Raw genomic sequence first — 26,407 nt, 5'->3', positions numbered from 1 at the left:
ACGCGGGCGCCGCGGGTCAGGGGCCCGGCGACACGGGCGTCGTGGCGGTGATGCGCTCGGTCGTGCGGCCGAGCTCCGGGGAGCACGTGCGCGCGGGGGACGCGCCCTTGCTCGCCGTCGCGGTGCCGGTCGACCGGGTGGCGCCTGGCAGCGGCGGTGCGGCGGACTCGATCCGCGAGCCGTTGATGAGCGTCACGTCGTCGTACGCCGGCCTGCCCTCCACGACGTTGCGGAACTGGTAGCGCGTCAGGGAGGCGAGCCGGCAGTCGTCCCCGAAGGCGGCGATGTCGAACGCCGACGGCTGCCCGGTGAGCTCCTCGCCGTTGCCGCCCTCGGCGACGAAGTGGCTGAACGGGCCGCCGCCGGTGAAGGTGCCGACCTGGATCCGGTTCCCCTCCAGCGCCGCCGTGTGCATGTGCCCGTTGACGCGTATGCCGGCCCGCTTCACGTCCTCGACGGCGGCCGGCTCGTGCGAGACCAGGATGTCGGGGGAGGGCTGGTCGGCCATGGCCGCGATGAACCGCTCGGCGGCCGGCTTCTGCTTGGCGGCGTTCTCCTTGTTGTCGTCGCCGAACCAGCGCGGGTCATTGAAGCCCGCGATCCGCACGCCGCCGATCGACTCGACCCGGTAGGTCGTGTCGTCGGGCTGCAGCAGCACCACGTTGGGGACCTTCGCGAGCCGGTCGAGCAGCTCGCGGTCGACGTCCGAGCGCGCGTCGTGGTTGCCCTTGACGAACAGGTAGGGGACCCCGAGCGACGCGATGCCCTTGAAGACCCCGGCCGCCTCGGCCTCGGTCGCCGTGCCGAAGTTGACCAGGTCGCCGGAGTCGATGACGGCGTCGACGCGTTCCTGCTGCACGATCGTGCGCATCAGCGGGTACTGGTTGCCGCCGTGGATGTCGGAGACGAGCAGGAACCGGGCCGCCACCGGGCTGCTGAGGTTCTGCGGCGCGTACTTGTCCTGCAGCGCGGACGACAGCGCCAGCAGGTTCTTGAGGTACGGCGTGGTCTGCTCGGCCCGGGTCTCGACGCCCTCGAGGAGGTCGGCGTTGCGCTGCACCGCGCTCAGGATCCCCGTGGTGGAGAACGTCGCCAGCCGCGCCGGCTGGTACGTCCACACCACGACGGCGAACGTCGCCAGGCACGACGTCGTCCAGGTCAGGACCGTCCCCCACTGCACCAGGCGCAGGGCGTGGCCGCGCCCGTCAGGGCGGGCCCGCTGCCGGCGCCACACGGCATACCCGCCGAGCAGCACGGCGGCCACGAGCAGCGCGCCGAGGGCGAACCGCAGGGCGAGCCCGGTCGCGGCGTCGCGGGCGGCGCGCTCGAGCTCCAGCGGCCCCGGTTGCAGCGAGCGGACCGAGATGTTGGGCCGGGAGAGCAGCTCGGTGATCCGCTCCTTGACCTGCACCTCGGCGCGGACGCCCGGCGCAGGCACGATGCCCCCGAACTTCAGCCGGATGTTGCCGAACGTCGTCGGTGCCGTGATGGTCGAGATGTCGCCGGGGTCGAGCGACAGCCGCAGCGTCGCGTCGTAGTTGAGGGTGCCAGCGTGCACCGGGAACAGGGTGGTCGCCGCCACGCCACCGGTGTTGCAGGCCACGAACAGGACGAGCACCGCCGCGGCACGGACGACCCAGCGGAGCACACCGGTGCCGCGTCGCGCGCTTCCTGCCGGCGTGCCCACCCGACCACCGTAACCGGCTCTCCCGGCGGGCACCGGGGACGGCACCTAGGGTTGCCGGTATGCCGCCGAGCCCACGCCCCCTCGAGGGCCGCGACTTCGCGGCCGTGCTGTTCGACATGGACGGGACGCTGATCGACTCGATCCCGGTGGTCATCCGCTCGTGGGTGCAGTGGGCGGGCGAGATGGGCGTGGACCCGCGGCGGCTGGCCGGCTTCCACGGCGTGCCCGCCCGGGGCGTGGTGGAGGCGCTGCTGCCGGCGGAACGCGTCGACGCCGCCGTCGACCGGATCGAGGAGATCGAGCTCGGCGACACCGGGGGCATCCGGGTGCTGCCCGGGACGCTCGAGGCGCTCGAGGTGCTCACGGCCACCGACCCCCAGCACTGCGCCATCGTCACGTCGTGCACCGAGCCGCTGGCCGCGGTCCGGATCGGCGCCACCCGCCTGCCCGCCCCCGCGGTCGTGGTCACGGCCAGCGACGTCGAGCGGGGCAAGCCGCACCCAGACCCGTACCTCCTCGGCGCGCGCCGCCTCGGCGTCGACCCGGCGGACTGCCTGGTCGTGGAGGACGCCCCGGGCGGGCTCGAGGCCGCGCGGGCGGCGGGCTGCGCGACGCTCGCCGTCACCACGACGACCGACCCGGCGGACCTGCTCGCCGACGCGGTGGTCACCGACCTCGGCGAGGTGCGGTTCGCCGTCCACGACGGTCGCGTTCGCGTGACGACGGGAGTTACCCGGCCGTAGGTTGGGGCGCATGGACGCTGACGTCATCGTCGTGGGGGCCGGCCTGGCCGGTCTCGTCGCCACCGCGGAGCTCGCCGATGCCGGACGCCGCGTCCTGGTCGTCGACCAGGAGAGCCCGGCGAACCTCGGTGGACAGGCGTTCTGGTCCTTCGGCGGCCTGCTGTTCGCCGACAGCCCGGAGCAGCGGCGGATGGGCGTCAGGGACAGCGCCGACCTGCTGTGGCAGGACTGGCAGGGCTCGGCCGGGTTCGACCGGCTCGATGACGAGGACCGCTGGCCGGTCCAGTGGGCCCGCGCCTACTGCGACTTCGCCGCGGGGGAGAAGCGGTCGTGGCTGCACCAGCAGGGGATGCGCTGGTTCCCGGTCGTGGGCTGGGCCGAGCGCGGCGACGGCAGCGCCTCCGGCCACGGCAACTCCGTGCCGCGGTTCCACATCACCTGGGGCACCGGCCCCGGCGTGCTCGAGCCGTTCCTGCGCCGGGTGGGCGAGCACGTGGCGACCGGGCGCGTCACGATCCGTCACCGGCACCAGGTCGACGAGCTGGTCACCGAGGCCGGTGCGGTCACCGGGGTGCGCGGGACCCGGCTCGCCGACGACCACGCCGAGCGCGGGCGGCCGACGAACCGTGAGGCGGTCGGGGAGTTCGAGCTGACCGCGCAGGCCGTCGTCGTCACCAGCGGTGGCATCGGCGCCAACCACGACCTCGTCCGTGTCAACTGGCCGCAGCGGCTCGGCACCCCGCCGGAGCGCATGATCACGGGCGTCCCGGCCTACGTCGACGGGCGCATGCTCGCCATCACCGAGCGCGCGGGCGGGCGCCTGGTCAACCGCGACCGGATGTGGCACTACGTCGAGGGCATCTCGAACTGGGACCCGATCTGGCCCGCCCACGCGATCCGCATCCTGCCCGGCCCGAGCTCGATGTGGTTCGACGGCAACGGCGACCGCCTCCCGGCGCCGTTCTTCCCCGGCTTCGACACCCTCGGGACCCTCGCCCACCTGCGGCAGACCGGGCACGACCACTCGTGGTTCGTCCTCACCACGCGGATCCTCGGCAAGGAGTTCGCCCTCTCCGGCAGCGAGCAGAACCCCGACCTCACGGGGAAGTCGGTCACGGGCGTCCTCAACCGCGCGAGGACCGACATGCCGGCGCCGGTGCGGGCGTTCCTCGAGCGCGGGGCCGACTTCGTGCAGGCCGACACCCTGGCCGAGCTCGTCGAGCGGATGAACCGCCTCACCCCCGACGCCCCCCTCGACCTCGCCCACGTGGAGCGGCAGGTGCGCGACCGCGACGCCCAGGTCGAGAACGCGTTCTGCAAGGACGCGCAGGTCACCGCCATCCGCGGGGCGCGGAACTACCGTGGGGACAAGCTGATCCGCACTGCCGCGCCGCACCGGATCCTCGACCCCGAGGCCGGCCCGCTCGTCGCGGTGCGCCTCAACGTCCTGACCCGCAAGACCCTCGGCGGCCTCGAGACCGACCTCTCCGCGCGCGTCCTGTCCGCGTCGGGGGAGCCGGTGCCCGGCCTGTATGCCGCGGGCGAGGTCGCCGGGTTCGGCGGCGGCGGGGTGCACGGGTACCGCTCGCTCGAGGGGACGTTCCTCGGCGGGTGCATCTTCAGCGGGCGCACCGCCGGCCGCGCCGCCGCGGCCGAGGTCGGCTGACCCGCGGCGTCTGCCGACCTGTTGACCGGAGCCGCACGATCGACGGAGCCGCGCCATCGATGGTGCCGCGGGAGCTGGGTCACTGATCCGCCGGGCGGATCAGTGACCCAGGTGCCGGGGTCAGGCCGCGAACGGCCCGCCCGCGCCGAAGACCGCGGCGGCGAACCGCTCGCCCACCAGCTGCTGGGTCTCGGCGTCGGGGTGCAGGTCGTCGGGCAGCGGCAGGCGCGCCTCGTCGGCTGGCCCGTAGAGCGTGAGCCCGTCGAGGAGATACAGCGCGCCGTCCTCGGCCGCCCGCGCGGCCACGACCTCCGCGAGCACCTCGCGCACGACCTCGAGGGTGAGCCGACCCGCTGCGACCTCGGCCGGGTCGCCGGTGGCCACGAAGCGCAGCTGCCCGGTGCCGAAGGACGCGGGGTCGAACGCGGCCGGTCCCGGCGTCTGCTCGTGGATGGGGCAGTACAGCGGTGAGACGAGGAGCAGCGGCGCCGTCGGGTGGCCCTCGCGGATGGTATCGAGGTACCCGTGGAGGGCAGGGCCGAGGGCGCGGCGACGCATCATGTCCCCGTTGACGAGGTTGATGCCCACCGCGAGGCTGACGAGGTCGGCCGGGGTGTCGCGCATGGTCGTCGCCACGAAGGGGTCGAGCAGTGCGCTTCCGCCGAGCCCGAGGTTGACGAGGTCGACGTCGGCCGCGCGCGCGGCGACCACCGGCCAGGTGCCCGTCGGGCGGGTCGCGTTGGAGCCCTGGCTGATCGAGCTGCCGTGGTGCACCCACCGGCGACGTGTGCGCGGGAGCGCAAGCAGCGGAGCGTCGCTGCGCAGGGCGACGAGGGCCGTCTCCTCGTTGTGCGGCAGCCACACCTCGACCTCGTGCTCGCCCGGCGGCAGGGCGATGGCCAGGGTCGTGGGCGCGCCCTCGTGCAGCTCGGCGACACCGGTCGCGAGGTCGATGACGAGCTCGTCGCCGCCTGCCGCCGCGAGCCCGTCGGTGACCTCGCCGTCGACGACGACGTCGTAGCGCCCGTCCGGGCGGGGCGGCGCACCCGGGTAGACCCGCTTGGTCGGCAGCACGTCGAGCTCGACCCGGTCGGCGGCGGTGCGGAACGCGAGCCGCGCACCCGCGGGCTGGGCCTGGGCCATGAGGATCTGGGGGTCGCCGCCGGCGCGGAGGCGAGCCGCCGCCGGGAGCCGGTGGAGCCGGGTCGCCCGCTCGGTCTGCTCGAGCTCGGCGACGCCGACGACGAGGTCCGTGGTCAGGGGGGTGTGGATCACTGCTGGTCTCCGATGGGGTCGTGGACGGTCCAGGTCTGCAGGGTGTGGTGCACGGCGTCGAGGATCGCGGTCCAGCTGCTCGTGGCCGCGGGCGTGCTGTGGTCGAACCCGCCGCCGAGCTCGAGGTCGACGAACCCGTGGACGACGCTGCCGACCAGGCGGACCGCGTGGGTCTGCGCGTCCCCGCTGAGGTCGTAGCCGCGCAGCACCGCGCGCAGCAGGTCCGCGTGGCGGGGCCCGGCGCTGTCGGCGGCGGTCGCGGCATCCAGCAGTGTCTGCATCGCGGCCCAGCGACCGGGGTGGCTGCTGGCATACCGGCGGTAGGTGTCGCCCAGGGCACCGAGGGCGTCGCGGCCCGAGCGCCCGGCCAGCGCGTCGGCGAGCAGGTCGGCGGTCTCGTCGAGCGCGAGCAGCGAGACCCGGCGCCGCAGGTCGGGGGTGCCACCGACGTGCGCGTAGATGCTGGCGGTCCGCACCCCGAAGCCGCGGGCGACCGCAGCGGCGGTCACCGCCTCGAGCCCCTCGGCGTCGGCGAGCTCGGCCGCCGCGAGGGTGAGCCGCTCGGCGGTGAGTCCGGCGCGTGGCATTCCTACTCCATTCAGTCGGTTGCCTAATGAGTGTAGGCAATCGTCCGACGCCGCGTCGAGCCGGGGTCCGGGCCGGGGTCCGGGCTCTGCACGGACTCAGCCGTTCGGCCACCGGCGGCCCGGAAGCCGCGTGGGCGAGGAGGCACGCGGCATACCCTCGCGTCGTCGCACACCGGACGAGCAGGGGGAGTCCCGCCGATGCTGTTGCGCCTGCTGGGCCTGCAGGCCCTGGGGTCGCTCGCCGCCACGCTGCCGCCGCGGGCGGCGCGGTCGGCCACGCTGCTCGTCCTCGTGCTCGCCAACGCCACCCCGCTGTGGGCCGTTGCCACCGGGCGCTGGGGTGCCGGCGACGTCCTCGTGGTCTTCTGGCTCGAGAACGTCGCGGTCGGGGTGTGGACGCTGGTCCGTATCGGGACCGCTCTGGGTGCTCTCGCCCCCACGCGCAGCGGTGCCCCGGCCATGGCCTTCACGGGCGGGCCGGCGATCGCGATCCCCGCGGTGGCGGCGCGGGTCTTCTTCATGGGGTTCTTCTGCCTGCACTACGGCGCGTTCACGCTGGCGCACGGAATCTTCACCTGGCGGCTCGCGCACCGCATCGGGACGACCGGCAGCGTCGGCGGGTACCTCCTCGTCCTGCTCGCGCTGGTCGCCAGCCACGGCGTGGCGACGGGCGTGCACTGGTTCGCGCGCGGCGAACGGCTGACGACCGGGCCCCAGCAGGCGATGGCCCAGCCGTACGGCCGCGTCGTGGTGCTGCACGTCGTCGTCCTCGGCAGCGCGTTCCTCATCGCCCGTGACGGGGCCGGGCTCGACACCGGCGGCCCCGTCGTCGGGGCGACCGCGGTGCTGCCGGCCGTCGCGCTCGTGGTCCTCAAGACCCTCATCGACGCGGGGCTCCACCTGCGCGCCCACCGGGTGGCGGAGGTGCCGGCACCGCTCACCGTCCCCGTGGCCTGACCCGGGGACGGTGTGGACGGCTGCAGCTCAGGGCAGGCGGATCTGCACCACGGTGTCGAGGACGGCCAGGGGCAGCGACCCGGAGTCGAGCACGGCGTTGTGGAACTGCCGGATGTCGAAGGCGTCGCCCTGGCGCTGCTGCGCCTCGCGCCGGATCCGCAGCAGCTCCAGCCGGCCGACCATGTAGCTGCACGCCTGCGCCGGGTAGGTGGCGTACCGGTCGATCTCCGCGCGGACGCCCTCGAGCGCCATCGCGCAGTGCCCGGCCATGTAGTCGACGGCCTGCTGGCGGCTCCAGCCGAGCGCGTGCATGCCGGTGTCGACCACCAGCCGGCAGGCCCGCATCGAGTCCATCGTGAGCATGCCGAGCCGTTCGAGCGGCCCCGAGTACAGGCCCATCTCGTCGGACAGCCGCTCGGTGTACAGGCCCCAGCCCTCGGCGTAGGCGTTGAACACGACGTGCCGCCGGTAGTCCGGCAGGTCGGTGAGCTCGACCGCGATGGCGAGCTGGAGGTGGTGGCCCGGAATGCCCTCGTGGTACGCCAGCGCCTCGATCTCGTGCCGGCCCCAGCGGGAGGGCGGCGAGGTGTTGACGAAGAACGTGCCGGGCCGCGAGCCGTCGTCGGCCGGTGGGTAGTAGTACGCCGCTGCGCCGTGCTCGGTCGCCTGGACGACGCAGTCGGCCTGCGGCAACCGGTCGAACCACTGCGGCATCGCCTCGCGGGCCTTGGCGAACGCGGCCTCGGACGCCGCGACGATGTCCTCGCTGCTCGTGTGGCGGCCGTCGGGGTCGGCGCGCAGGCGCTCGCGGACCGCGGCCGGGTCCTCGAGGCCGAAGACCTCGCCGCCGAGCTGCCGGTACTCCTCGTCGAGCGCCTCGATCTGGGCCAGGCCGATGTCGTGGATCTCCTGCGCGGACAGGGACGTCGTCGTGTGGTGCGCCAGGAGCGTGGCGTACGTGGCGGGCCCGTCGGGGAGGTGCACGAGGCCGACGTGCTCGTCGTCGCGGGCGTGTGGCGCCACCTCGTCGCGCAGCACGTCGCGGTACCGGGCCAGGCCGGGGCGCACGTCCTGCTCGACCGCCTCGCGCAGCGCGGCCCGCCACGCGTCGGTGTCGAGCCCCTCCGGCGCCGTGGCCGTCACGAGCAGCGGGTCGTCCTCGAGCGGGAGGGCCAGCCACTGGTCGACCTGCTCGACGACGCCCTCGACGGCGAATGCCGCGGGCGTGCGTCCGTCGGCGACGCCCTCGCGGTGCCGCTGCGCCAGGTCGTGCAGGTGCCGGCCGATGCCGCGGTACTTGTCGACCATCGCCTCGGCCACCTCGACCGTCGGCAGGGCGAGCATCGGCACCGTCACCTGCAGGTCGGACTGGATGCCGAAGACCGGGTTCGCGCTGAGCTCGGCCATGCGCGTGGCGGCGACGTCGGCCTGGCTGTCGGCGTCGAAGCCGACCATGTCGCGGGTGATGCGGTCCTGCAGCTCCAGGCCCTCGTCGGGGATGGCCCGCGCCCGCTGGGCGAACTCGCGCGCTGCCGCCACCTGCTCGTCCTCCGCGGCCCGGCTCGCGTCCTCGTACCGCCCCGCGTGGCGGTAGTCGCCGATCATGTGGGCCCACGTCGGGTTCGTGGTCATCTGCCAGGCGTCGAAGTCCTCGGCCAGCTGCCGGACCGCCTCGCCCCCGCTGGTCGCGCTCCCCGCCCCGGTCGTCCCACTCGTCGCGTCAGTCATGGTCCCGAACGTATCGGTGCGTGGCGACGCCCGACAGCCGGTTTCCGCAGCCCCGCCACGGACTTTCCAGCAGCGCCCCACCGATTGCCCCGGAGTGGGTCATGGTTCCGCCGAGCGCCTCACCGTCCCCGGCCGGCCGGGGCAGACTGTCCGGGTGACGACCACCGCCCCCGGCCGGCTGCGCGCCGACCCGGACTTCCGCCGCTACTGGACGGCGCGCCTCACCTCGCTGACCGGGTCGCTCGTCACGGCCGTCGCCATGCCCGTGCTCGTCTACCGGATCAGCGGCTCGCCGGGCCTCACCGCGCTCACCACCACCCTGGAGGCGCTGCCGTACCTGCTCTTCGGCCTGTTCTCGGGCGTCGTCGGCGACCGGCTCGACCGCAAGCGCGTCATGGTGGGGGCCGACCTCGCCAACGTCGTCGTCATCGGGACGGTGCCGCTCGCGTGGTGGCTGGGTCACCTCACGGTGGCCCACGTGCTCGTGGCGGGGTTCGTCGCCCAGTCGCTCTTCACCTTCTTCGACGGCGCCAACTTCGGCGCACTGCCCGTCCTGGTCGGTCGCGAGCGGGTCGGGGAGGCGAACGCCGCGATCTGGGGCGTGGGAGGCCTGCTCGACCTGTGCGTCCCCGCCGCGGTCGGCCTCGCGCTGGCGGTCCTGCACCCGGCCGACCTGCTGGTGCTGGACGCCCTCACCTTCCTCGTGTCGGCCCTGCTCGTCCGGTCGATCGGCCGCGCCCTGTCCACCGCCCGCGAGCGAGCCGCCTCGGCCGGGTTCGCGGTCGGCGCCCGGTCGGTCCTCGCCGACATCCGCGACGGCCAGCGGTTCCTGTGGCGGCACGCGGGCGTGCGGTCCAACACGGTCATCGGGGCGCTGCAGTCGCTGGCCGGCGCCGGCTTCATGGCGCTCGCCGTGCCGTGGTGCGACCGGGTGCTCGGCGTCGGAACCAGCGGGTGGCGGTTCGGCGTCGTCTTCAGCATGTGGGGCGTCGGCGGCATCCTCGCCGCCTGGCTGACGCCCCGGCTGCTGCGGCGGGTGGGGACCGCCCGGCTCACGCTGCTCGCGATCCCCGTGTCGGCCACGGCCGGCCTCGTCGTCGCGACGACGACCACGTGGCTCGTCGCGGTCATCGCGATGGTCGGCTGGGGTGTGGCATACCAGCTCGTCGTCATCAACTCCCTGACCTACCGCCAGCAGGTCACGCCGGAGCACCTGCTCAGCCGGGTCAACACCGCCGGCCGGATGCTCTCCTGGGGCATCGGCTGGACGGTCGGTGCGCTCGCCGCGGGAGGCTTGGCCAACGAGTGGGGCGTGCGCCGCGCGATGGTGAGCGTCGTCGCCGTCGGCGTGCTCGCCGCGGCATACGCCTGGCTCTCGCCGCTGCGCCGCATAGCCCACGAGCGTGAAGCGGCGCCCACCACCTGAGCAGGTCCCGCGGGCGAACCGAACCGGCGCCGGAACCCGGCCGCGGTGGGGCTAGAGGTACTGGCCGGTCGGGCCGCTCTCGCGGTGCTCGGGACCACCCGGCGCCAGACCCGGGCCACCCGGCATCCCGGGGGCGCCCTCCATCGGCCCCTGGCCGGGCGGGAGCGCGCGCCGCATCTGCGCGAGCTGCTGCTGCGCCGCCATCTGCTGGGCGAACAGCGCGGTCTGGATGCCGTGGAAGAGGCCCTCCAGCCAGCCGACCAGCTGGGCCTGCGCGATCCGCAGCTCGGCGTCCGTCGGGGCCTCGTCCTCCTTGAAGGGCAGGGCGATCCGCTCGAGCTCCTCGATGAGCTCGGGCGCCAGGCCGTCCTCGAGCTCCTTGATCGAGCGCCGGTGGATCTCCGCGAGCCGCGCGCGCCCCGCCTCGTCGAGCGGCGCGTTGCGCACCTCCTCGAGCAGCTGCTTGATCATCGAGCCGATCCGCATGACCTTGGCCGGCTGCTCGACGAGGTCGGCGGGGTTGGTCGGCCCGTCCCCGCTCTCCTCGTGGTGGGAGACGCCCATGCCGTCCTGGGTCACGACGACCACCCGGTGCGGGTCGCGGTCGCCCTCGGCGTCGGGGCTGGTCTGGCCTTCCGGTCGCGGCTGCTCGCTCATGCGTCCCATCCTGCCTCAGCCGGGCGGGGCGGGCTGGAGGAGCCAGACCGTGATCGTGCGGTGCGCCGCCCGCTGCCGGTATGCCGGGTAGCCGGCGTAGAGCGCGCCGGCCGTGGTCCAGACCTGCTCGGCCTCCTCGCCGTCGAGCGCCCGGGCCGTGACGGCGACCGACCGCTCGCGGTAGCCGACCGCGGCGGTCGCACCGGCCCGCAGGTTGTGCACCCAGCCCGGCGTGCGCTCCCCGCCGAAGTTCGACCCGATGACCGCGACGTCCTCCCCGCACGGGACGGCGAGGAGGTGGCTGTGGCGCTCCCGGCCGGTGCGGGCGCCCCGCGTGGTGAGCACGACGGTCGGCAACCCGGCAAGGACCTCGGTGGCCGTGCGCCCCCTCGTCACCCGGCGCACGGCGGTGTCGAGCGGGGCCGCGACCCGGCTCGCGACGCGGGCGCCTGCTGTGCTGGCCGCCACGGCCTGCAGGGCCCGTCGCGCCCGGCTCGTGCGGACCGGCGGAAGGTCGAGGTCCGCCCACAGTCCCATGGCGAGAGGGTCAGCCGGCGAGGAGGACGGCGGCCAGCGCCAGGGCGCCCGGCAGGGCCTGCACGAGCAGGATGCGCCGGCTCGCGGTGGCCGCGCCGTACAGCCCGGCCACGACGACGCAGAGCAGGAAGAAGACGGCGAACCCGAAGCGCAGGTGCTCCGGCCCCACGAGGCTCCAGACGAGCCCGGCCGCGAGGAAGCCGTTGTAGAGGCCCTGGTTGCCCGCCAGCGTGCGGGTCGCCTCGGCGAACTCGGGCGTGAGGCCGAACGCCGCACGACCGCGCGGGGTCGTCCACAGCGCCATCTCCAGCACCACGATGTAGACGTGGACCAGGGCCACGAGGGTCACCAGCACGGTGGCGAGCACGCTCATGCCGCTCAGCGTGGCACGGCGTCGGCCGCGAGGGAGCAGTTCCCGACCGGCTCGCCGACGCCGTCGCCCGGTGCGGCCGGCACCGCCGGGGCGTGGCCGGCCCGGTCGAACCGGCGCAGCACGACCCGCGCCACGAGCGCGACGAGCAGGGCGGTGGCCGTGGCGGTCACGGCCACGGCGAACGCCGCCCGGTGGCCGGAGTCGTCGGCCAGCCGGCCGGCGACCGCGGAGCCCAGCGCGTAGCCCAGGCCCGTCGAGGCGGCCAGCAGGGTCATCGCCGAGCCCACCCGGGTCGGCGGCGCCACGCGCTCACCGAGGGTGAAGGTCGTGATCATGTAGGGCGCGACGACGAAGCCGAGCAGCAGCACGACCGCCACGAGCGAGCCGAGCGACCCCACGAGCAGCAGCGGGAGGGACAGCACCAGCAGCCCGCCGGCGGCGACGAGCAGGCGCGTCGTCAGGGCCACCCGCTCGGGCACCGCCGCGAGCGCGACGCCGGCCGCGACGCTCCCGACGCCCAGCAGGGCGTGCACGAGTCCGGCGCTGCCGGGGTGGCCGGCGCTGGTCGCGAGGACGGCCGTGCCGGTCTGCACCGAGCCGAAGACGGTGCCGATGAGGAGCTGGGCGAGCAGCAGGACGCCGAGCGGGACGGTCCACAGGCGGGTCCGCGCACCGGCCACGGACCGGACCGCGTGGGTGAGCCGGGCGGAGTCGTGCAGCGCGAACGCCGTCCCGAACACGAGCAGCAGCGCCGCCGCCAGCACGAGCCCGGCACCGGGCGCGGCGACCGACACGAGCACGCCCAGGAGCGCCGGGCCGAGGACGAAGGACGCCTCGTCGGCCGCGCCCTCGTAGGAGAACGCCGTGGAGACCAGCCGGGGCTGGAGCGGTCCCTGTCCGGCGGTCAGCGGCCGCCACCGCACCCGGGCCATGGGCCCGACCTGGGGCAGGAAGGCACCGGCGACGCCGGCCGCCGTGACGAGGACGGCCGCGGGTCGTCCGTCCGCGGCCAGGGCCACCAGGGCCAGCAGGCCAAGGCCCGCGACCACGGACTGCACGAGCAGGACGGGCCGCTGGCCGACCCGGTCGGCGACGGCGGCGGCCAGCGGCGAGGCGACCGCGCTTACGACGGCGAGGGTGCCGGCGGCCAGGCCGCCCGCGGCATACGAGCCGGTCGTGTGGGACACGAGCAGGAGGGCGCCCATCTGGCTCATGGCCAGCGGCAGGCGCGCGAGGAAGGTGGTGACGACGTACGCGGGACCGGCCACCGAGAACAGGCGGCGGTAGGAGGCGATGGGTGACACGGGTTCTCGTTCTGTGCGGGGCGAGGGCACGCCGAAACGGGCGTGCGCCGCACCCGCCTCCAAGACGCACAGGAACCCTTTGCTGCCCCCAAGGATACCCGCCGCCAGGGCACGGACGGATCGCTCGTCTGCGCACAGACCCCCGTCCCACTCCGCAGGGACCCGCTCACTGCGCAGTGGGACGGGGGTCTGCACAGAGGAACGGGGCGAGCTCCGGGCGGGAGGCCTGAGCGGGCCGGCGGGTCAGCGGGAGGGCGTGCGGTATGCCGGGCGCGGACGGCGAGCGGGGACGCGGGGGCCTGCGGCCGGTGGCGTCAGGGGGTGAGCAGGATCTTGCCGACGTGGCCGCTGGACTCGAGCTCCCGGTGGGCGGCGGCCGCGTCGGCGAGCGGGTACCGGCCGTGGACGACCGGGCGCACCCGCCCGGCCTCGACGAGCGGCCAGACGTGCTCGCGCACGGCGGCCACGATCGTGGCCTTCTCGGCCGCCGGCCGCGCGCGCAGGGAGGTGGCGATGACGGCGGCCCGCTTGGCCAGGAGCTTCCCGAGGTCGAGCTCGGCCGTGCGGCCGCCCTGCAGGCCGATGACGACGAGCCGGCCGTTGGGTGCGAGGACGTCGACGTTGCGCGCCAGGTACTTCGCGCCCATGTTGTCGAGCACGACGTCCGCCCCTGCCCCGCCGGTCGCGGCCCGCACCCGCTCGACGAAGCCCTCCTCGCGGTAGTTGACGAGGACCTCGGCGCCCAGCGCGCGGCAGGCCTCGAGCTTCTCGGCCGACCCGGCGGTGACCGCGACGTGCGCGCCGACCTCGCGCGCGAGCTGGATGGCCATGGTGCCGATGCCGGAGGAACCCCCGTGGACCAGCAGGGTCTGCCCGGGAAGGAGGTTGGCCGTCATGAAGACGTTGGACCAGACCGTGCTCACGACCTCCGGCAGGGCCGCGGCGTCCTCGAGCGACACCCCCGCGGGGACCGGCAGCAGCTGGCCGGCCGGGACGCAGACCAGCTCGGCGTAGCCGCCACCGGACAGCAGCGCGCAGACCTCGTCGCCGACGGCCCAGCCCTCGACGCCCTCGCCGACGGCGTCGACCGTGCCGCTGACCTCCAGGCCCGGGTACTCCGGGGCGCCGGGCGGCGGCGGGTAGTGGCCCATCCGCTGCATGACGTCGGCGCGGTTGACGCCCGCGGCCGCGACCCGCACCCGGACCTCGCCCGCCGCGGGCTGGGGGTCGGGCACCTCGTCGAGGACGAGGGCGTCGGCGTCTCCGGGCTGGGGGATGGTGATGGCCTTCACGGCTCGAGCCTATGGCGTGCCCGCTCGAGGTCGTCCGGGGTGTCGACGTCCAGCGCGGCCGGGTCGGCGACCTCGACCGCCTCGACCCGCAGGCGGTCGAGCAGCCGCATGAGCGGGGACCCAGCGGCCGGCGTCGGGACCGCCGCGCGCAGGGAGTCGACCCGGTATGCCGCGAGCAGCGGCTGCACCCGCCCGCCGGTGTCGCGCGCGGCCACCACCTCGCAGGCGTCGCCCTCCCCGGGCTCGCGACCCGCCACGAGGCGCCCTGCGAGGTCGGCCGCCGCCGGCCCGGCATACGGCATGTCGCCGCCGAGGGCGACGAGGACGGGCGTGTCGACGCGGGGGAGGGCGGCGGCGAGCGCGGCGACGGGCCCGCCGCCGGGCGGGTCCTCGCGCAGCCAGGTGACCTCGCGCGCCGTCGGGCGGCGCTCGCCGACGCACAGCACCGGCCAGTCGGCCGGGATGCCGTCGAGCAGGCGGTCGAGGACGCTGGCGCCCCCGAGGTCGGCGCGGGTCTTGTCCCCGCGGAAGCGCCGTCCCGTGCCGCCGCACAGCACGACGGCGGTCACGGGGGTGTCGGGCACCCGGCCATTGTGGGGTCAGCCGGCGGCGGTCGGCAGCCTGGGCGGGCAGGTGGACGTCGCGAGGTACTCGAAGTGCCACCACTCGTTGTCGTACGTGCGGCAGATCCCGTAGGCCGGTCCGTGCACCTCGAGCCACACGGCGACGGCCTGCGGGTGGACGTCGACGGCGTACCCCTTGACGTGGGCGGAGCGGCCGGGCGACAGGACCCACTTGCCTGCCTCGGCCGCCGACCCGTAGGTGGCGACGGCCCGGTCGAACAGGACCTGCTGGTAGGCGCGGCTGCGCCAGGCCGAGCGGATCTGCGGGCTCAGGCCCTGCGCCCGGGCCGCTGCGAACGCGCGCTCGAACGCGTGGGCCGCCGACGGCTGCATGTTCGTCGTCCCCGGGACCGGCGCGGTCAGGGCGATGCTGACGGCGGGTGCCGGGATGCGGTCGGTGACGACGGGGGCGAATGCCGTGGTGCCGGCGGGCCGGTGCGCCTGCGTCCCGGCGCCCCGGGTGGGCGTGCCGGCCGTCGAGGTGGTGCGTGGCCGCGGGGTCGTCGGTGCCGCGCCGGCGGGCGGGGTCGTCCCGCCGGGCGTCCGCGCAGCGAGGCCACCTCGTGCGCCGGCCGCGACCGCCGGGGCCGGTGCCCGACCGGTCGTCGCGGCGTCCCGGCTCCACGCGGCATACCCGGCGGCTCCGCCGGCCACGAGGAGGGCCACGGCCGCGGCGGCAGCCCTGCGCACCACTCGCCGTCGCCGGCGTCCCGCCGACTGGTGTGTCGTCGTCATGGTCCCCCCTCGGTCCCGCAGGCCAGTGTGGCAGGACCCGGGTCGACCGTGGAGCTAGCGTCTTTGAGCGGTTGCAGCGGCCCGGACCGCTGCAGTCGCTCAAGGACCGCGGGCGGCGGCGGGTGGCTTCCAGCGGCGGCTGGTGTCGGTGCGGCTGTCGCCGATGGAGTCAGCGAGCTCCGCGGATGCGGGCCGTCAGCGCGGCCGCGGTGCGGGTCACGGCCGCGACGAGGCGCTCCTGCTCGGCCGCGTCGACCTCGTCCCGGGGGAAGGTGACCGCGATCCCCGCGACCGGGTGGCCGGTGTGGTCCAGGACGGCCCGCGCCACCGACGCGAGGCCGGGGCTCACCGAACCGTCCTCTGTGGCGTACCCGCGGGCGCGCACGGCGGTGAGCTCCCGCCGCAGCTCGGTGACGCTCGCGGGCCCCCGCCCGTCGCGCTGGACCAGCGTGTCGCGGTGCGGGAAGAGCGCCCGCACCTGCGCGGCGGGCAGCTCGGCCAGCATGGCCAGGCCGCTCGCCGTGAGGGTGGCCGGCAGCCGCACGCCGACATCGGTGACGAGCAGGGGCCGGCCCGGTGCGCGCTCCTCGATGACGTAGAGGACGTCGCGGCCGTGGAGCACCGCCAGGTGGGCGTTGTGGGTCGTGGCGTCCACGAGCCGGCCGAGGAGCGGGCGGGCGATGCGCTGCAGCGGTGCCTGGCGCTGGTAGGCCGAGCCCAGCTCGAAGGCCGCGACGCCCAGGCCGTAGCGGCGGTCCTCGGGCAGGTGGGTGACGAAGCCGGCGTCCCGCAGCACCGCCAGCAGGTGGTAGGTCGTCGAGCGCGGGAGGCCGAGGTCGCGGGCGATGGCCCCTGCGGGCAGGGGCTCGGTGTGCCGGGCCAGCAGGGTGAGGACGTCGAGGGCGTGCCGGGCGGCGGGGGCGTTGGCGGAGGACGCGGCGCGTCCCGTGGGGCCAGCCAGCCCGGGGCCGGCCAGCCCGGGGCCGGCCAGCTCGGGGCCGGCCGGCTCGCGGTCCTGCGCCTCAGGCACGGCGGTAGCGCCGTTCGGGACGGCCGGTGCTGCCGTAGCGGAGGGTGACCTCCGCCCGCCCGGTGCTGACGAAGTACTCCAGGTAGCGCCGGGCGCTCACCCGGGAGATGCCGACCGCCTCGGCGGCCTCGGTCGCCGACAGGGTGCCGTCGGCGGTCCGCAGCGCGTCGGCGACGACGGCCACGGTCTCCGGGCTGAGGCCCTTGGGCAGCACGGTCGAACCCGAGCCGGCGCGGGCGAGGACCCGGTCGATCTCGGCCTGGCCGTCGACCTGGTCGGCGTCGCCGCGCAGGAGCTGGCGCTGCGCGGCATACCGCTCGAGGCGCTCGCGCAGGTCCTGGAAGCCGAACGGCTTGAGCACGTAGTCGACCACGCCGCGCTGGATCGCCCCGCGCACGGCGTCGAGCTCGCGGGCCGCGGTGATGACGATGACGTCGCAGTCGCGGCCAGCGCGGCGCAGCTCGCCGAGGACGTCGAGGCCGAACCGGTCGGGCAGGTACATGTCGAGCAGCACGAGGTCCGGCTGGTGCTCGGTGACCTGGGCGAGGGCGTCCGCGGCGGTGTGTGCGACGCCGACCACCTCGAACCCCTCGACCTTCTCGACGAAGCCCGTGTGCACCCGCGCCACCATGAAGTCGTCGTCGACGATGAGGACGCGTATGCCGTTCCCGGCCACCGCGCCGTCGGCCCGGGTGGGCGTCGGGCCGCTCACCGGGCCACCGCCTCGGGGACCGGGGTGACCGTGAGGTGGGCGGTGAAGACGGCGCCGTCGGCGGTGTTGTGGAACTCCGCCTCACCGCCGCGCCGGCGGCACACCAGCCGGGTGAGCGCGAGGCCGATCCCGTGCTCGCCCTCGCCGTCGGTCTTGCTCGTGACACCCTGGTCGAAGACGGAGTCGGCGACGTCGTCCGCGACGCCGGGACCCGAGTCGCGCACGGTGATCCGCACCGTCGTGCTGTCGTGCGCGATGCCGACCTCGACCCACGAGCCGGTGCTGCCGGCGGCGGCGTCGATCGCGTTGTCGACGAGGTTGCCGACGACGGTGGCCACGTCGGCGGAGTCCTCGGTGTCGAGCCGGTCGAGCGAGGTGTCGTCGCTGATCCGCAGGTCGACGCGCCGCTCGGCCGCGATCGACGCCTTGGCCATGAGGAGCACCCCGACGGCGGGGTCGCGGACCCGGCTGTTGACCGACAGGTCGAGGGAGTGGCGGCGCTCGCTGACGGCGTCCACGTAGCGCACCACCTCGTCGTACTCGCCGATCTGGATGAGGCCGCTGATCGTGTGCAGCTGGTTGGCGAACTCGTGCCGCTGGGCCCGCAGCAGCTGGGTGCTGCTGCGGAACGACCCGAGCTCGCGCTCGAGCGCGGCCAGGGCGGTCCGGTCGCGCAGCGTGGTGACGGTGCCCAGGTGGCGGCCGTCCTTGTCGACGCTCATCCGGTTCATGACCAGGACCCGGCCGCGCCGGACGACGACCTCGTCGGTGGCCTCGCCGTCACCGGTGAGCACCGACAGCAGGCGGCCGGTGATCCGCAGGTCGGCGAGGCTCAGCCCGGTCGCGTGCTCGGGCAGGTCGAGCAGCCGGCGCGCGACGTCGTTGACGAGCGTGATGCGTCCCTGCGGGTCGAGCGCGACCACGCCCTCGGCGATGCCGTAGAGCAGGGCCTCGCGGTGCTCCACGAGTCCGGTGATCTCCTCGGGCTCCATGCCCAGGGTCTGCCGCTTGATGCGCTCCGCCAGCAGCCAGGACCCGACGAGCCCCACGATGAGCGCAGTCCCGAGGTAGGTGAGCAGGTACGACGACGCGCCTCGCAGGCGCTGCCACGCCGACGGGAACGCCTCGGTGATCATGACGGTGCCGAGGTGCTCGCCGACGTGCTTGTCCGCCACGCTGAAGACCGGGACCTGGCTCACGATCTGCCGCTGCCCGAACAGCTCGAGCGTCCCCGACCAGCTCGCCCCGTCGGCAACGGCCTTGCGCGGCAACGGGATCCGACCGCCCTCCAGCGACGGGTCGGTCGAGGTGCGGACGTCCTCGTCGGCGTCGGCGAAGGTCACCGACGTCACCCGGGACTGCGTCACGACCGACTGCCCCAGCGTGGCCAGGCCGGTGCGGGTCGAGGGTGTGGCGAGGTTGGACCGGACGAGGGGGTTGCCCCCGAGCTGCTCGGCCAGCGCGCTGACCCGCCGGCCCTCGACCCCGCGGAACGTCGCCTCGGACTGCGCGAGGGACACTGCACCGACGAGCACGAGCACCACGACGACCACCGCCAGCTGCAGGACGAGCAGCTGGCCGGCCAGGGTGGGCCGCCGGCGCCGGCGTACGAACACTATGAACTCAACCTTCACTGCTGACAGAAGGGGGACGGGCCGGGGAGGTGGCCGCCACGATCATGGCGCTCGCCTCCCCGCGAGCGGAAGTCTCCCCCCTGAACGTCCTGCACGACGAAAGGTCTCAACGATGAGAGCCCGTCCCACGACCGCCCTCGCGGCAGCCACCGCCGTGGCCGCCCTGCTGCTCAGCGCCTGTGGCGCCACGGCCGCCAAGGGGACCGCGTCGTCCTCGGCCGACGGCGGCAAGCCCGCGACCGGCCTGCAGCTCATGGTCCCGAACAGCCCCGGTGGTGGCTACGACACGACCGCCCGCACCGCGGCCAAGGTCCTCGAGGCGCAGAAGATCACCGGCTCCGTCCAGGTGTTCAACCTGCCCGGTGCCGGTGGCACCGTCGGCCTGCAGCGCGTCGTCAACGAGAAGGGCAACGGCAAGCTCGCCATGCAGATGGGGCTGGGCGTCGTCGGCGCGGCATACACCCAGAAGTCGAAGGCGACCCTCGCGGAGACCACGCCGATCGCCAAGCTGATCGAGGAGGCCGGTGCGATCGTCGTGCCCAAGGACTCCCCGTACAAGGACATCAACCAGCTCGTCGCCGCGTGGAAGGCCGACCCGAAGAAGGTCGCCGTGGGCGGTGGCTCCTCCCCGGGTGGCCCCGACCACCTGCTGCCGATGCAGCTCGCGAAGGCCGTCGGCATCGACCCCAAGCAGGTCAGCTACGTCTCCTACGACGGCGGCGGCGAGCTCCTCCCGGCGCTGCTCGGCAACAAGATCGCCTTCGGCGCCAGCGGCTTCGGCGAGTTCCTCGACCAGGTCGAGGCCGGCGACGTGCGTGTCCTGGCGGTGACCAGCGAGCAGCCGATCGAGGCGCTCAAGGACGTGAAGACCCTCAAGGAGCAGGGCATCGACCTGGTCTTCACCAACTGGCGCGGCATCGTGGCGCCCCCCGGGATCTCGGACGCCGACAAGAAGGCCTGGACCGACGCCCTGACGAAGATGCACGACACCCAGGCGTGGAAGGACGAGGAGAAGAAGCGCGGCTGGACCGACGCGTTCCAGACCGGTGACGAGTTCAGCACCTTCATGAAGGAGCAGGACACGCAGGTCGCCGAGATCCTCAAGCAGCTCGGCCTGGCATGACCCAGCCCACCTCGGGCCGCCCGCAGGTCAAGGACCGCGCACAGTACGGACTGTGCGCGGGCCTTGCCCTGCTCGGCGCCTACGTCCTGTTCGACGCCAGCCGCATCGGCCACGTCTCCAGCAGCAACGACCCGGTCGGGCCCAAGCCCATGCCGATCCTGCTCGGGGTGCTGCTCCTCGTCGTCGCCGTCTTCTACGCCATCGACGTCGCCCGCGGCGGCGCCGGCGAGGCGGAGGAGGGCGAGGACGTCGACCTCTCCACGAGCGTCGACTGGCGCACGATCGGCCTGCTCGTCGCGGCCTTCGCGGTCAACGCCCTGCTCATCGAGCCGCTCGGCTGGGTGATCAGCGGGGCCCTGCTCTTCTGGGGCTCGGCGTTCGCGCTCGGCAACCGCCACCACGTCCGTGGCCTCGCGGCCGGGGTGGCCCTGTCCCTCGTCACCTTCTACGCGTTCGCCATCGGGCTCGGGGTCAACCTGCCCGCCGGCATCCTCCAGGGAATCCTCTGATGGACAACCTCCTGAGCCTCCTCGGGGGCTTCGGCGACGTGCTGTCGCCGATGAACCTCCTCATCGCGCTGCTCGGCGTGACCGTCGGCACCGCCGTCGGCGTCCTGCCGGGCATCGGGCCGGCCATGACGGTCGCCCTGCTCCTGCCGATCACCTACGGCCTGCAGCCCGTCGAGGGCCTGATCCTGTTCGCCGGCATCTTCTACGGCGGCATGTACGGCGGGTCGACGACCTCGATCCTGCTCAACACCCCGGGTGAGTCGGCGTCGGTGGTCACGGCCATCGAGGGCAACAAGATGGCCAAGGCCGGCCGCGCCGCCCAGGCGCTGGCGACCTCGGCCATCGGGTCCTTCATCGCCGGCACCATCGGCACCCTCGGGATCGTCTTCCTCATGCCGCAGGTGGCGAAGTTCGCGATCAGCCTCGGCGCGCCCGAGTACCTCGCGATCATCCTGCTCACCTTCACGGGGGTCACCGCCGTCCTCGGCGCCTCGCGCGTGCGTGGCCTGGCCTCGCTCCTGGTGGGCCTGACCATCGGCGTCGTCGGGATCGACTTCGTCACCGGCCAGCAGCGCCTCACCGGCGGCCTGCCGCAGCTCGCCGACGGCATCGACGTCGTCGTGGTGGCGGTCGGCATCTTCGCGGTCGGCGAGGCCCTGTGGGTCGCCGCCCACCTGCGGCGCAAGGCCGGCGAGGTCATCCCGGTCGGGCGGCCGTGGATGGGTCGCAGCGACTGGTCCCGCTCGTGGAAGCCGTGGCTGCGCGGCACCCTCCTCGGCTTCCCCTTCGGGGCGATGCCGGCCGGTGGCGCGGAGATCCCGACGCTGCTGTCCTACACGGCCGAGAAGAAGCTCTCGAAGCACCCCGAGGAGTTCGGCAAGGGCGCCATCGAGGGTGTCGCCGGGCCGGAGGCGGCCAACAACGCCTCTGCCGCAGGGACGCTCGTGCCGATGCTCGCCCTCGGCCTGCCGACCAACGCGACCGCCGCGATCATGCTCGCCGCCCTCCAGGGCTGGGGCATCGAGCCGGGACCGCTCCTGCTCACCAAGGAGCCGGCGCTGGTGTGGGCGCTCATCGCCAGCCTGTTCATCGGCAACACGATGCTGCTGCTGCTCAACCTGCCCCTCGCCCCGGCGTGGGCCAAGCTGCTGCAGATCCCGCGGCCCTACCTCTACGCGGGCATCCTGTTCTTCGCGTCCATGGGTGCGTATGCCGTGAACAGCCAGCCGTTCGACCTGTGGCTGCTGCTTGTGCTGGGCCTGCTCGGGTTCGCCATGCGGCGGTTCGGGCTGCCGGTGCTGCCGCTCATCGTGGGCGTCATCCTCGGTCCCCTCGTCGAGCGCAAGGGTCGGCAGTCGCTCCAGCTCACGGGTGGGGACATCTCGGGACTGGTCGGCGGTCCGGTGGCCTGGGTCTGCTACGTGCTGATCGTGGTCGCCCTCGCGTGGCCGCTGATCGGCGGTCTGCTGCGGCGTGGCCGTGGCGGCGGCGGCGGTGACCGTCCCGGTGGTGGGGACGGCAGCGGCGACGGCTCGGCACACGCCGACCTCGACGCGACGGGCCCGCAGGAGCGGCCGGTCGACGCACGGGCCGCGGTCGCGCAGTCCGGTCGTGGTGGCAGCGAACCCGGCTGGGCCGGCTGAGGAGGAACGATGACGGTGCTCACGGGGTACGTCCCCAACGCGTTCGGCGAAGCGGCGCTCTCGCACGCCGCGCAGGAGGCCCGCCGGCGGCACGAGCCGCTGCTCGTGGTCAACATGTCCCGCGACGACGTGCTCGCCGACGCCCACCGGGCGCCCGACGACCAGCTCGCGCGGGTCGGCCGCGACCTGGCCGAGCTCGGCCTCGACGCCAGCGTGCGCCGGGTCGAGGAGGGCAGCGACCCCGCCGAGGCGTTGCTCGCCGTGGCTCGGGAGGTCGACGCCTCGGTGCTCGTCATCGGGCTGCGGCACCGCACCCCGGTCGGCAAGCTCATCCTCGGGTCGACGGCGCAGCGCGTCCTCCTCGACGCCCCCTGCCCGGTCCTGGCGGTCAAGCCCGGCTGACCCGCGGCACACGGTCCCGCCCGCGCCCACACCAGCTCGCGCCCGCACCGGCCCGCTCCCACACAGGCGCGCAGGTGCGAGGTCAGTCGCCGTCGACCGGGTCGGGTCCAGCCGGACCCGACCCGGTCGGCCGCGCGCGTCCGGCCGCGCGCCGGCGCAGGCCGACCTGCCGGACGACCTCGGGCACGCTCGCGACGGTCCCGAGGGCCAGGGCCACCACCGTGACGTACCGGGGGTCGTCGCGGCTGAGCGTCCAGGCGATGCCGGAGACGAACACCAGCACGAGCAGGACGCGCCCGGCGAGCCGCCACGCGGGCTCCGGCGTGCGGTCGGGTGCAGAGGGCAGCTGGCCGGAACCGTGGTCGTCGGCGGCCGCCTCGAGCAGCGTGCGGCGCTCGAGCACCCGGGCCCGGTCGGAGTCGAGCTCGCCCGCCCCGCGGTATGGGAACCCGGACGGCACGGGCAGCCCGAGCACGGTGGCCAGCGACTGCCAACCGTCCTCGGGCGATGCGGGGGAGCGCAGCACGAGGAGCAGTGGTTGCGGGTCGACCCCGAGCCACCGCTCGAGCTCGGCCGCCGTCGAGCGGGACGCCTCCGCGTCCAGGCCGTTGACCCTCCCCGCGGTCCAGCCCACGGTGGCCCGTCGCCGGCCCCGCGCCCACAGCTGCAGCGCACTGCGCCACTCCCCGACAACGAGGAGCAGCCCCGGCCCGACCTTGCTGACCTCCTCCGCGACCCGCTCGAGCGCCGCCTGGTCGTCCGAGCCGACGTCGACGAGGGTCCACCCCGGTGTGGTCGCGGGTGCGATCCGCACGGTCGACAGGGCCCAGACGGCCCGGCGCTCGAGGTCCGCGGGTGCGGCCCGGACCATGAGCACCATCGCGGTCACGCCCCACCACCGCAGGTGCCGTGACCGGACCTGCCGTGCACCGTCATGTCGTGCGACCGGTCGTGCGCGGTAGCCGGCCGCCCTCGCCCGCCGTCCTCACCCGGTGGCCTTCTTGGTGACCACGTGCCGCCGGTAGGTGAGGAACTCCTCTCGGGCGTCGCCCCAGTAGCCCCAGGGGAACTCGGTCGCGTGCGGTCCGACCGCGACGAGCTGGTCGTAGGCCTCGTCGAACCGGTGGAGGTGGAACAGCACCCGGACCAGAAGGTTGCGGGTCTGCGCCGTGAGGTGGTGGCCGGCGTCGGCGTTCGCCTCGACGTACGCCTGTCCGCGACGGACGGCGTCCTCGACCCGCGCGGGGTCCTGGGTCAGCGCGGTCGACGGGTCCTCGGCGAGGTGCTCGAGGACGGCGTCGAGCGGCAGCTCCTGGATGCGCGCGTCGGCGGGCGCACCGTCGACCGCCTCGTGCACGAACGCGTACATCTGCTCGTGCGAGCCGAACCACTTCTTCGCCAGGAACTGCATCGCCTGCGACGTGCCCTCGTAGTGGTACCGGTCGACCTCCCACAACGTCTCGACGTAGCCCCGCAGGACGTCGGCCGGCGCCTCGAGCCCGCGGGCGTGGACGATCGCGAGGGCCCACGGCTCCGGGTCGCCCGGCGAGAGGTCCACCGCCCGCTGGATCTGCGCGGTCGCGTCGGCCAGCGTCGTGTGGAAGGCCTCGAACTGCTCTTGGGTGACGTCCTTGGCGCGCGCGTGACTGCGCTGCTCCCAGGCCTGCAGGACCAGGAGCCGGGAGGCGACGACCGCCAGGTCGGGGTCGTCGGGCGCCTCGGCCCGCCAGGCCTCCAGCCACTGCGGCGCCTGCAGGGACGCCTGGCCGAGCGTGGCGACCAGGTGGCTGCGGTCGCCCCAGGCCCGGTTCTGCCGGGTCCAGGCGAGCAGCTCGGCGGCCGGGGCGTGCTCGCCGCGCAGGGCGGCCTCGACGGCCGGGAGCGCGAAGTCGGCGGGTGCGTCCACCACCACCGCGTCGTCCGGTGCCAGCTGGGCCGTCAACCCCGGTCCGTCCCTCATGGCCTTGCGGGCGTCGTTGAGCTTCTTGAACACCGGTTCCCCCTCCGTTGCGGTGGGCGCAACCTACAGGGCGCCGGCGCCGATGACGAGGGGTCGGCGACGGCATCCTGCCCGGCCCGGGCCAGCCCGGGCCGTGGGGCGCCCCCCGTCCGGCGCCGTCGGACGGTCTGGGATCCGAGACAGTATGCCGCCGCCGTGGCTGTGCGCCGCCGCCCCGCTCCGCTGCAATGGAGGACATGACCACCACGTCCCCCTCCGTCGCGACGGTGACCGTCGGCACGGGCCCGGTGTCCTTCGACGACGTCGTCGCCGTCGCCCGCCACGACGCGCGGGTCGAGCTCGACACCGCAGCCCTCGCGGAGGTCCGGCGGACCCGCGCCGTGATCGAGGCGCTGGCCGACGACGCCCAGCCGCACTACGGCGTCTCGACCGGGTTCGGCGCCCTGGCCACCCGGCACATCCCGGTCGAGCTGCGCGCGCAGCTGCAGCGCTCGCTGGTCCGCTCGCACGCCGCCGGGTCCGGCCCGGAGGTCGAGCGCGAGGTCGTGCGCGCCCTGATTCTGCTGCGCATCTCCACACTGGCCACGGGCCGCACCGGCATCCGCGAGGAGACCCTGTCGACGTACGTCGCGATGCTCAACGCCGGCATCACCCCGGTGGTGCACGAGTACGGCTCGCTCGGCTGCTCCGGCGACCTGGCGCCGCTCTCGCACTGCGCGCTCGCCCTCATGGGCGAGGGCGTCGTCCGGGACGCCGCAGGGCAGCGGATGCCCACGGCCGAGGCCTTCGCCGCCGCCGGGATCACCCCGGTCGACCTGCGCGAGAAGGAGGGCCTGGCCCTCATCAACGGCACCGACGGCATGCTCGGTCAGCTCGTCCTCGCCATCACCGACCTGCGCAGGCTGCTCACCGTCGCCGACCTCACGGCCGCCATGAGCGTCGAGGGCCAGCTCGGCACCGACGACGTCTTCGCCGCCGACCTGCACGCCCTGCGCCCCCAGCCGGGCCAGGCGCGCTCCGCTGCGAACCTGCGGAAGCTGTTGCAGGACAGCCCGATCCGCGACAGCCACCGCGACCCCGAGGCGTGCACCCGGGTCCAGGACGCGTACTCGCTGCGCTGCTCGCCGCAGGTCGCAGGGGCGGTGCGCGACACGGTGGAGTATGCCGCGACGGTCGCCGGCTTCGAGCTGGCGTCAGCCGTCGACAACCCGGTCGTCACTCCTGACGGAAGGGTCGAGTCCAACGGCAACTTCCACGGGGCGCCGGTCGCCTACGTGCTCGACTTCCTCGCCATCGTCGCCGCCGACCTCGCCTCGATCAGCGAGCGGCGCACCGACCGGTTCCTCGACGTGGCGCGCAACCACGGGCTGCACGCGTTCCTCGCCGACGACCCGGGCGTCGACAGCGGCCACATGATCGCGCAGTACACCCAGGCCGCGATCGTCTCCGAGCTCAAGCGCCTCGCGGCCCCGGCCTCGGTCGACTCGATCCCGTCGAGCGCGATGCAGGAGGACCACGTCTCGATGGGGTGGTCGGCGGCCCGCAAGCTGCGCCGCTCGGTCGACGGCCTCACCAGGGTGCTCGCGATCGAACTGCTCACCGCTGCCCGCGCCCTCGACCTGCGCGCCCCGCTGCAGCCGGCTCCCGCGACGGCCGCGGTCGTCCGCGCCCTGCGCGAGGCGGGCGCCCAGGGGCCGGGCACCGACCGGTTCCTCGCCCCCGAGATCGAGGTCGCCGTGCAGCTCGTCGCGAGCGGCGCCGCCGTCGCCGCGGCCGAGTCGGTCACGGGCCCCCTCGACTGACG

At 74.6% G+C, this 26,407-nt stretch carries 25 protein-coding genes; 9 read left to right on the top strand and 16 right to left on the bottom strand.

Going from position 1 to position 26,407, the window contains the following annotated elements; all coding sequences use genetic code 11:
• Positions 1-16: 16 nt before the first annotated feature.
• Positions 17-1,687, bottom strand: a complete 1,671-nt coding sequence (locus RKE38_RS07700; RefSeq protein ID WP_316006856.1) for a metallophosphoesterase — start codon at positions 1,685-1,687, stop codon at positions 17-19.
• Between the two features lie 59 nt (positions 1,688-1,746).
• Between RKE38_RS07700 and RKE38_RS07695 the strand changes: the two genes are divergently transcribed.
• Both RKE38_RS07695 and RKE38_RS07690 read left to right on the top strand, forming a co-directional pair.
• Positions 1,747-2,430, top strand: a complete 684-nt coding sequence (locus tag RKE38_RS07695) for an HAD-IA family hydrolase (protein WP_316006855.1) — start codon at positions 1,747-1,749, stop codon at positions 2,428-2,430.
• Positions 2,431-2,440: 10 nt separating this feature from the next.
• Positions 2,441-4,096, top strand: a complete 1,656-nt coding sequence (locus RKE38_RS07690; RefSeq protein ID WP_316006854.1) for an FAD-binding dehydrogenase — start codon at positions 2,441-2,443, stop codon at positions 4,094-4,096.
• A 120-nt stretch (positions 4,097-4,216) separates the two neighbouring features.
• On the opposite strand, the gene RKE38_RS07685 is transcribed toward RKE38_RS07690, so the two are convergent.
• Together RKE38_RS07685 and RKE38_RS07680 are read right to left on the bottom strand one after the other, a co-directional pair.
• Positions 4,217-5,371 carry an SGNH/GDSL hydrolase family protein gene (locus tag RKE38_RS07685; protein WP_316006853.1) on the bottom strand — a complete coding sequence of 385 codons (1,155 nt, stop codon included), beginning with the start codon at positions 5,369-5,371 and terminating at the stop codon, positions 4,217-4,219.
• A complete protein-coding gene (locus RKE38_RS07680; protein ID WP_316006852.1) occupies positions 5,368-5,958 on the bottom strand; it encodes a TetR-like C-terminal domain-containing protein in 591 nt (196 codons plus the stop codon). The genes RKE38_RS07685 and RKE38_RS07680 overlap by 4 nt, the downstream gene beginning before the upstream one ends.
• A 198-nt stretch (positions 5,959-6,156) precedes the next feature.
• On the opposite strand from RKE38_RS07680, the gene RKE38_RS07675 reads away from it, so the two are divergent.
• Positions 6,157-6,915, top strand: a complete 759-nt coding sequence (locus RKE38_RS07675; protein ID WP_316006851.1) for a DUF6498-containing protein — start codon at positions 6,157-6,159, stop codon at positions 6,913-6,915.
• Positions 6,916-6,942: 27 nt separating this feature from the next.
• Here RKE38_RS07675 and RKE38_RS07670 read toward each other — a convergent pair whose 3' ends face one another.
• Positions 6,943-8,643 (bottom strand): DUF885 domain-containing protein, encoded by a 1,701-nt coding sequence (locus RKE38_RS07670; protein ID WP_316006850.1) that lies wholly within the window; start codon positions 8,641-8,643, stop codon positions 6,943-6,945.
• 154 nt (positions 8,644-8,797) lie between these two features.
• Between RKE38_RS07670 and RKE38_RS07665 the strand changes: the two genes are divergently transcribed.
• Positions 8,798-10,069, top strand: coding sequence for an MFS transporter (locus RKE38_RS07665; RefSeq protein WP_316006849.1), 1,272 nt, complete (start codon positions 8,798-8,800; stop codon positions 10,067-10,069).
• Between the two features lie 51 nt (positions 10,070-10,120).
• On the opposite strand, the gene RKE38_RS07660 is transcribed toward RKE38_RS07665, so the two are convergent.
• The 10 genes from RKE38_RS07660 to RKE38_RS07615 form a co-directional block, all read right to left on the bottom strand.
• Positions 10,121-10,726, bottom strand: coding sequence for a bacterial proteasome activator family protein (locus tag RKE38_RS07660; protein ID WP_316006848.1), 606 nt, complete (start codon positions 10,724-10,726; stop codon positions 10,121-10,123).
• Positions 10,727-10,741: 15 nt separating this feature from the next.
• Complete coding sequence (locus tag RKE38_RS07655; RefSeq protein WP_316006847.1) at positions 10,742-11,263, bottom strand: nitroreductase family deazaflavin-dependent oxidoreductase; 522 nt, start codon at positions 11,261-11,263, stop codon at positions 10,742-10,744.
• A 10-nt stretch (positions 11,264-11,273) separates the two neighbouring features.
• Positions 11,274-11,636: a DUF1304 domain-containing protein gene (locus RKE38_RS07650; RefSeq protein WP_316006846.1), complete on the bottom strand. Its 363-nt coding sequence runs from the start codon at positions 11,634-11,636 to the stop codon at positions 11,274-11,276.
• A 5-nt stretch (positions 11,637-11,641) separates the two neighbouring features.
• The gene (locus RKE38_RS07645) at positions 11,642-12,940 is read right to left on the bottom strand and encodes an MFS transporter (protein WP_316006845.1); all 1,299 of its coding nucleotides are present in this window, start codon (positions 12,938-12,940) and stop codon (positions 11,642-11,644) included.
• A gap of 314 nt (positions 12,941-13,254) precedes the next feature.
• A complete protein-coding gene (locus RKE38_RS07640; protein WP_316006844.1) occupies positions 13,255-14,232 on the bottom strand; it encodes an NAD(P)H-quinone oxidoreductase in 978 nt (325 codons plus the stop codon).
• Complete coding sequence (locus RKE38_RS07635; RefSeq protein ID WP_316006843.1) at positions 14,229-14,816, bottom strand: molybdenum cofactor guanylyltransferase; 588 nt, start codon at positions 14,814-14,816, stop codon at positions 14,229-14,231. Before RKE38_RS07635 ends, RKE38_RS07640 begins: the two co-directional genes overlap by 4 nt.
• A gap of 15 nt (positions 14,817-14,831) precedes the next feature.
• The gene (locus tag RKE38_RS07630) at positions 14,832-15,590 is read right to left on the bottom strand and encodes a D-alanyl-D-alanine carboxypeptidase family protein (RefSeq protein ID WP_316006842.1); all 759 of its coding nucleotides are present in this window, start codon (positions 15,588-15,590) and stop codon (positions 14,832-14,834) included.
• A gap of 169 nt (positions 15,591-15,759) precedes the next feature.
• Positions 15,760-16,551: an IclR family transcriptional regulator gene (locus RKE38_RS07625; protein ID WP_316007611.1), complete on the bottom strand. Its 792-nt coding sequence runs from the start codon at positions 16,549-16,551 to the stop codon at positions 15,760-15,762.
• Positions 16,552-16,612: 61 nt separating this feature from the next.
• Complete coding sequence (locus RKE38_RS07620) at positions 16,613-17,332, bottom strand: response regulator (protein WP_316006841.1); 720 nt, start codon at positions 17,330-17,332, stop codon at positions 16,613-16,615.
• Entirely contained in the window at positions 17,329-18,948 is a 1,620-nt protein-coding gene (locus RKE38_RS07615; RefSeq protein WP_316006840.1) for an ATP-binding protein, read from the bottom strand. The genes RKE38_RS07620 and RKE38_RS07615 overlap by 4 nt, the downstream gene beginning before the upstream one ends.
• Positions 18,949-19,078: 130 nt before the next feature.
• On the opposite strand from RKE38_RS07615, the gene RKE38_RS07610 reads away from it, so the two are divergent.
• Genes RKE38_RS07610 through RKE38_RS07595 form a run of 4 tightly spaced genes read left to right on the top strand, consistent with a single transcriptional unit; the run spans position 19,079 to position 22,643 of the window.
• Positions 19,079-20,089 (top strand): tripartite tricarboxylate transporter substrate binding protein, encoded by a 1,011-nt coding sequence (locus RKE38_RS07610; protein WP_316006839.1) that lies wholly within the window; start codon positions 19,079-19,081, stop codon positions 20,087-20,089.
• The gene (locus RKE38_RS07605; RefSeq protein WP_316006838.1) at positions 20,086-20,598 is read left to right on the top strand and encodes a tripartite tricarboxylate transporter TctB family protein; all 513 of its coding nucleotides are present in this window, start codon (positions 20,086-20,088) and stop codon (positions 20,596-20,598) included. Before RKE38_RS07610 ends, RKE38_RS07605 begins: the two co-directional genes overlap by 4 nt.
• Positions 20,598-22,241 (top strand): tripartite tricarboxylate transporter permease, encoded by a 1,644-nt coding sequence (locus RKE38_RS07600; RefSeq protein WP_316006837.1) that lies wholly within the window; start codon positions 20,598-20,600, stop codon positions 22,239-22,241. The genes RKE38_RS07605 and RKE38_RS07600 overlap by 1 nt, the downstream gene beginning before the upstream one ends.
• A 9-nt stretch (positions 22,242-22,250) precedes the next feature.
• The gene (locus RKE38_RS07595) at positions 22,251-22,643 is read left to right on the top strand and encodes a universal stress protein (RefSeq protein WP_316006836.1); all 393 of its coding nucleotides are present in this window, start codon (positions 22,251-22,253) and stop codon (positions 22,641-22,643) included.
• Positions 22,644-22,725: 82 nt separating this feature from the next.
• On the opposite strand, the gene RKE38_RS07590 is transcribed toward RKE38_RS07595, so the two are convergent.
• Positions 22,726-23,532 carry a hypothetical protein gene (locus RKE38_RS07590; RefSeq protein ID WP_316006835.1) on the bottom strand — a complete coding sequence of 269 codons (807 nt, stop codon included), beginning with the start codon at positions 23,530-23,532 and terminating at the stop codon, positions 22,726-22,728.
• 96 nt (positions 23,533-23,628) lie between these two features.
• Positions 23,629-24,636, bottom strand: coding sequence for a hypothetical protein (locus RKE38_RS07585; RefSeq protein ID WP_316006834.1), 1,008 nt, complete (start codon positions 24,634-24,636; stop codon positions 23,629-23,631).
• A gap of 203 nt (positions 24,637-24,839) precedes the next feature.
• Between RKE38_RS07585 and hutH the strand changes: the two genes are divergently transcribed.
• Positions 24,840-26,405 carry a histidine ammonia-lyase gene (hutH, locus tag RKE38_RS07580; protein WP_410055435.1) on the top strand — a complete coding sequence of 522 codons (1,566 nt, stop codon included), beginning with the start codon at positions 24,840-24,842 and terminating at the stop codon, positions 26,403-26,405.
• The last annotated feature ends 2 nt before the right edge of the window (positions 26,406-26,407 follow it).

The organism is Phycicoccus sp. M110.8 (genome assembly GCF_032464895.1).
GTDB lineage: Bacteria > Actinomycetota > Actinomycetes > Actinomycetales > Dermatophilaceae > Pedococcus.
Note: the sequence above shows the minus strand (reverse complement) of the source record. Positions and strands in the feature narration are given on the sequence as shown.

Coding starts and splice junctions, on each gene's coding strand:
- RKE38_RS07695 (WP_316006855.1), top strand. CDS start 1,747: ATGCCGCCGAGCCCACGCCCCCTCGAGGGCCGCGACTTCGCGGCCGTG.
- RKE38_RS07690 (WP_316006854.1), top strand. CDS start 2,441: ATGGACGCTGACGTCATCGTCGTGGGGGCCGGCCTGGCCGGTCTCGTC.
- RKE38_RS07680 (WP_316006852.1), bottom strand. CDS start 5,958: ATGCCACGCGCCGGACTCACCGCCGAGCGGCTCACCCTCGCGGCGGCC.
- RKE38_RS07675 (WP_316006851.1), top strand. CDS start 6,157: ATGCTGTTGCGCCTGCTGGGCCTGCAGGCCCTGGGGTCGCTCGCCGCC.
- RKE38_RS07670 (WP_316006850.1), bottom strand. CDS start 8,643: ATGACTGACGCGACGAGTGGGACGACCGGGGCGGGGAGCGCGACCAGC.
- RKE38_RS07660 (WP_316006848.1), bottom strand. CDS start 10,726: ATGAGCGAGCAGCCGCGACCGGAAGGCCAGACCAGCCCCGACGCCGAG.
- RKE38_RS07655 (WP_316006847.1), bottom strand. CDS start 11,263: ATGGGACTGTGGGCGGACCTCGACCTTCCGCCGGTCCGCACGAGCCGG.
- RKE38_RS07650 (WP_316006846.1), bottom strand. CDS start 11,636: ATGAGCGTGCTCGCCACCGTGCTGGTGACCCTCGTGGCCCTGGTCCAC.
- RKE38_RS07630 (WP_316006842.1), bottom strand. CDS start 15,590: ATGACGACGACACACCAGTCGGCGGGACGCCGGCGACGGCGAGTGGTG.
- RKE38_RS07610 (WP_316006839.1), top strand. CDS start 19,079: ATGAGAGCCCGTCCCACGACCGCCCTCGCGGCAGCCACCGCCGTGGCC.
- RKE38_RS07605 (WP_316006838.1), top strand. CDS start 20,086: ATGACCCAGCCCACCTCGGGCCGCCCGCAGGTCAAGGACCGCGCACAG.
- RKE38_RS07600 (WP_316006837.1), top strand. CDS start 20,598: ATGGACAACCTCCTGAGCCTCCTCGGGGGCTTCGGCGACGTGCTGTCG.
- RKE38_RS07595 (WP_316006836.1), top strand. CDS start 22,251: ATGACGGTGCTCACGGGGTACGTCCCCAACGCGTTCGGCGAAGCGGCG.
- hutH (WP_410055435.1), top strand. CDS start 24,840: ATGACCACCACGTCCCCCTCCGTCGCGACGGTGACCGTCGGCACGGGC.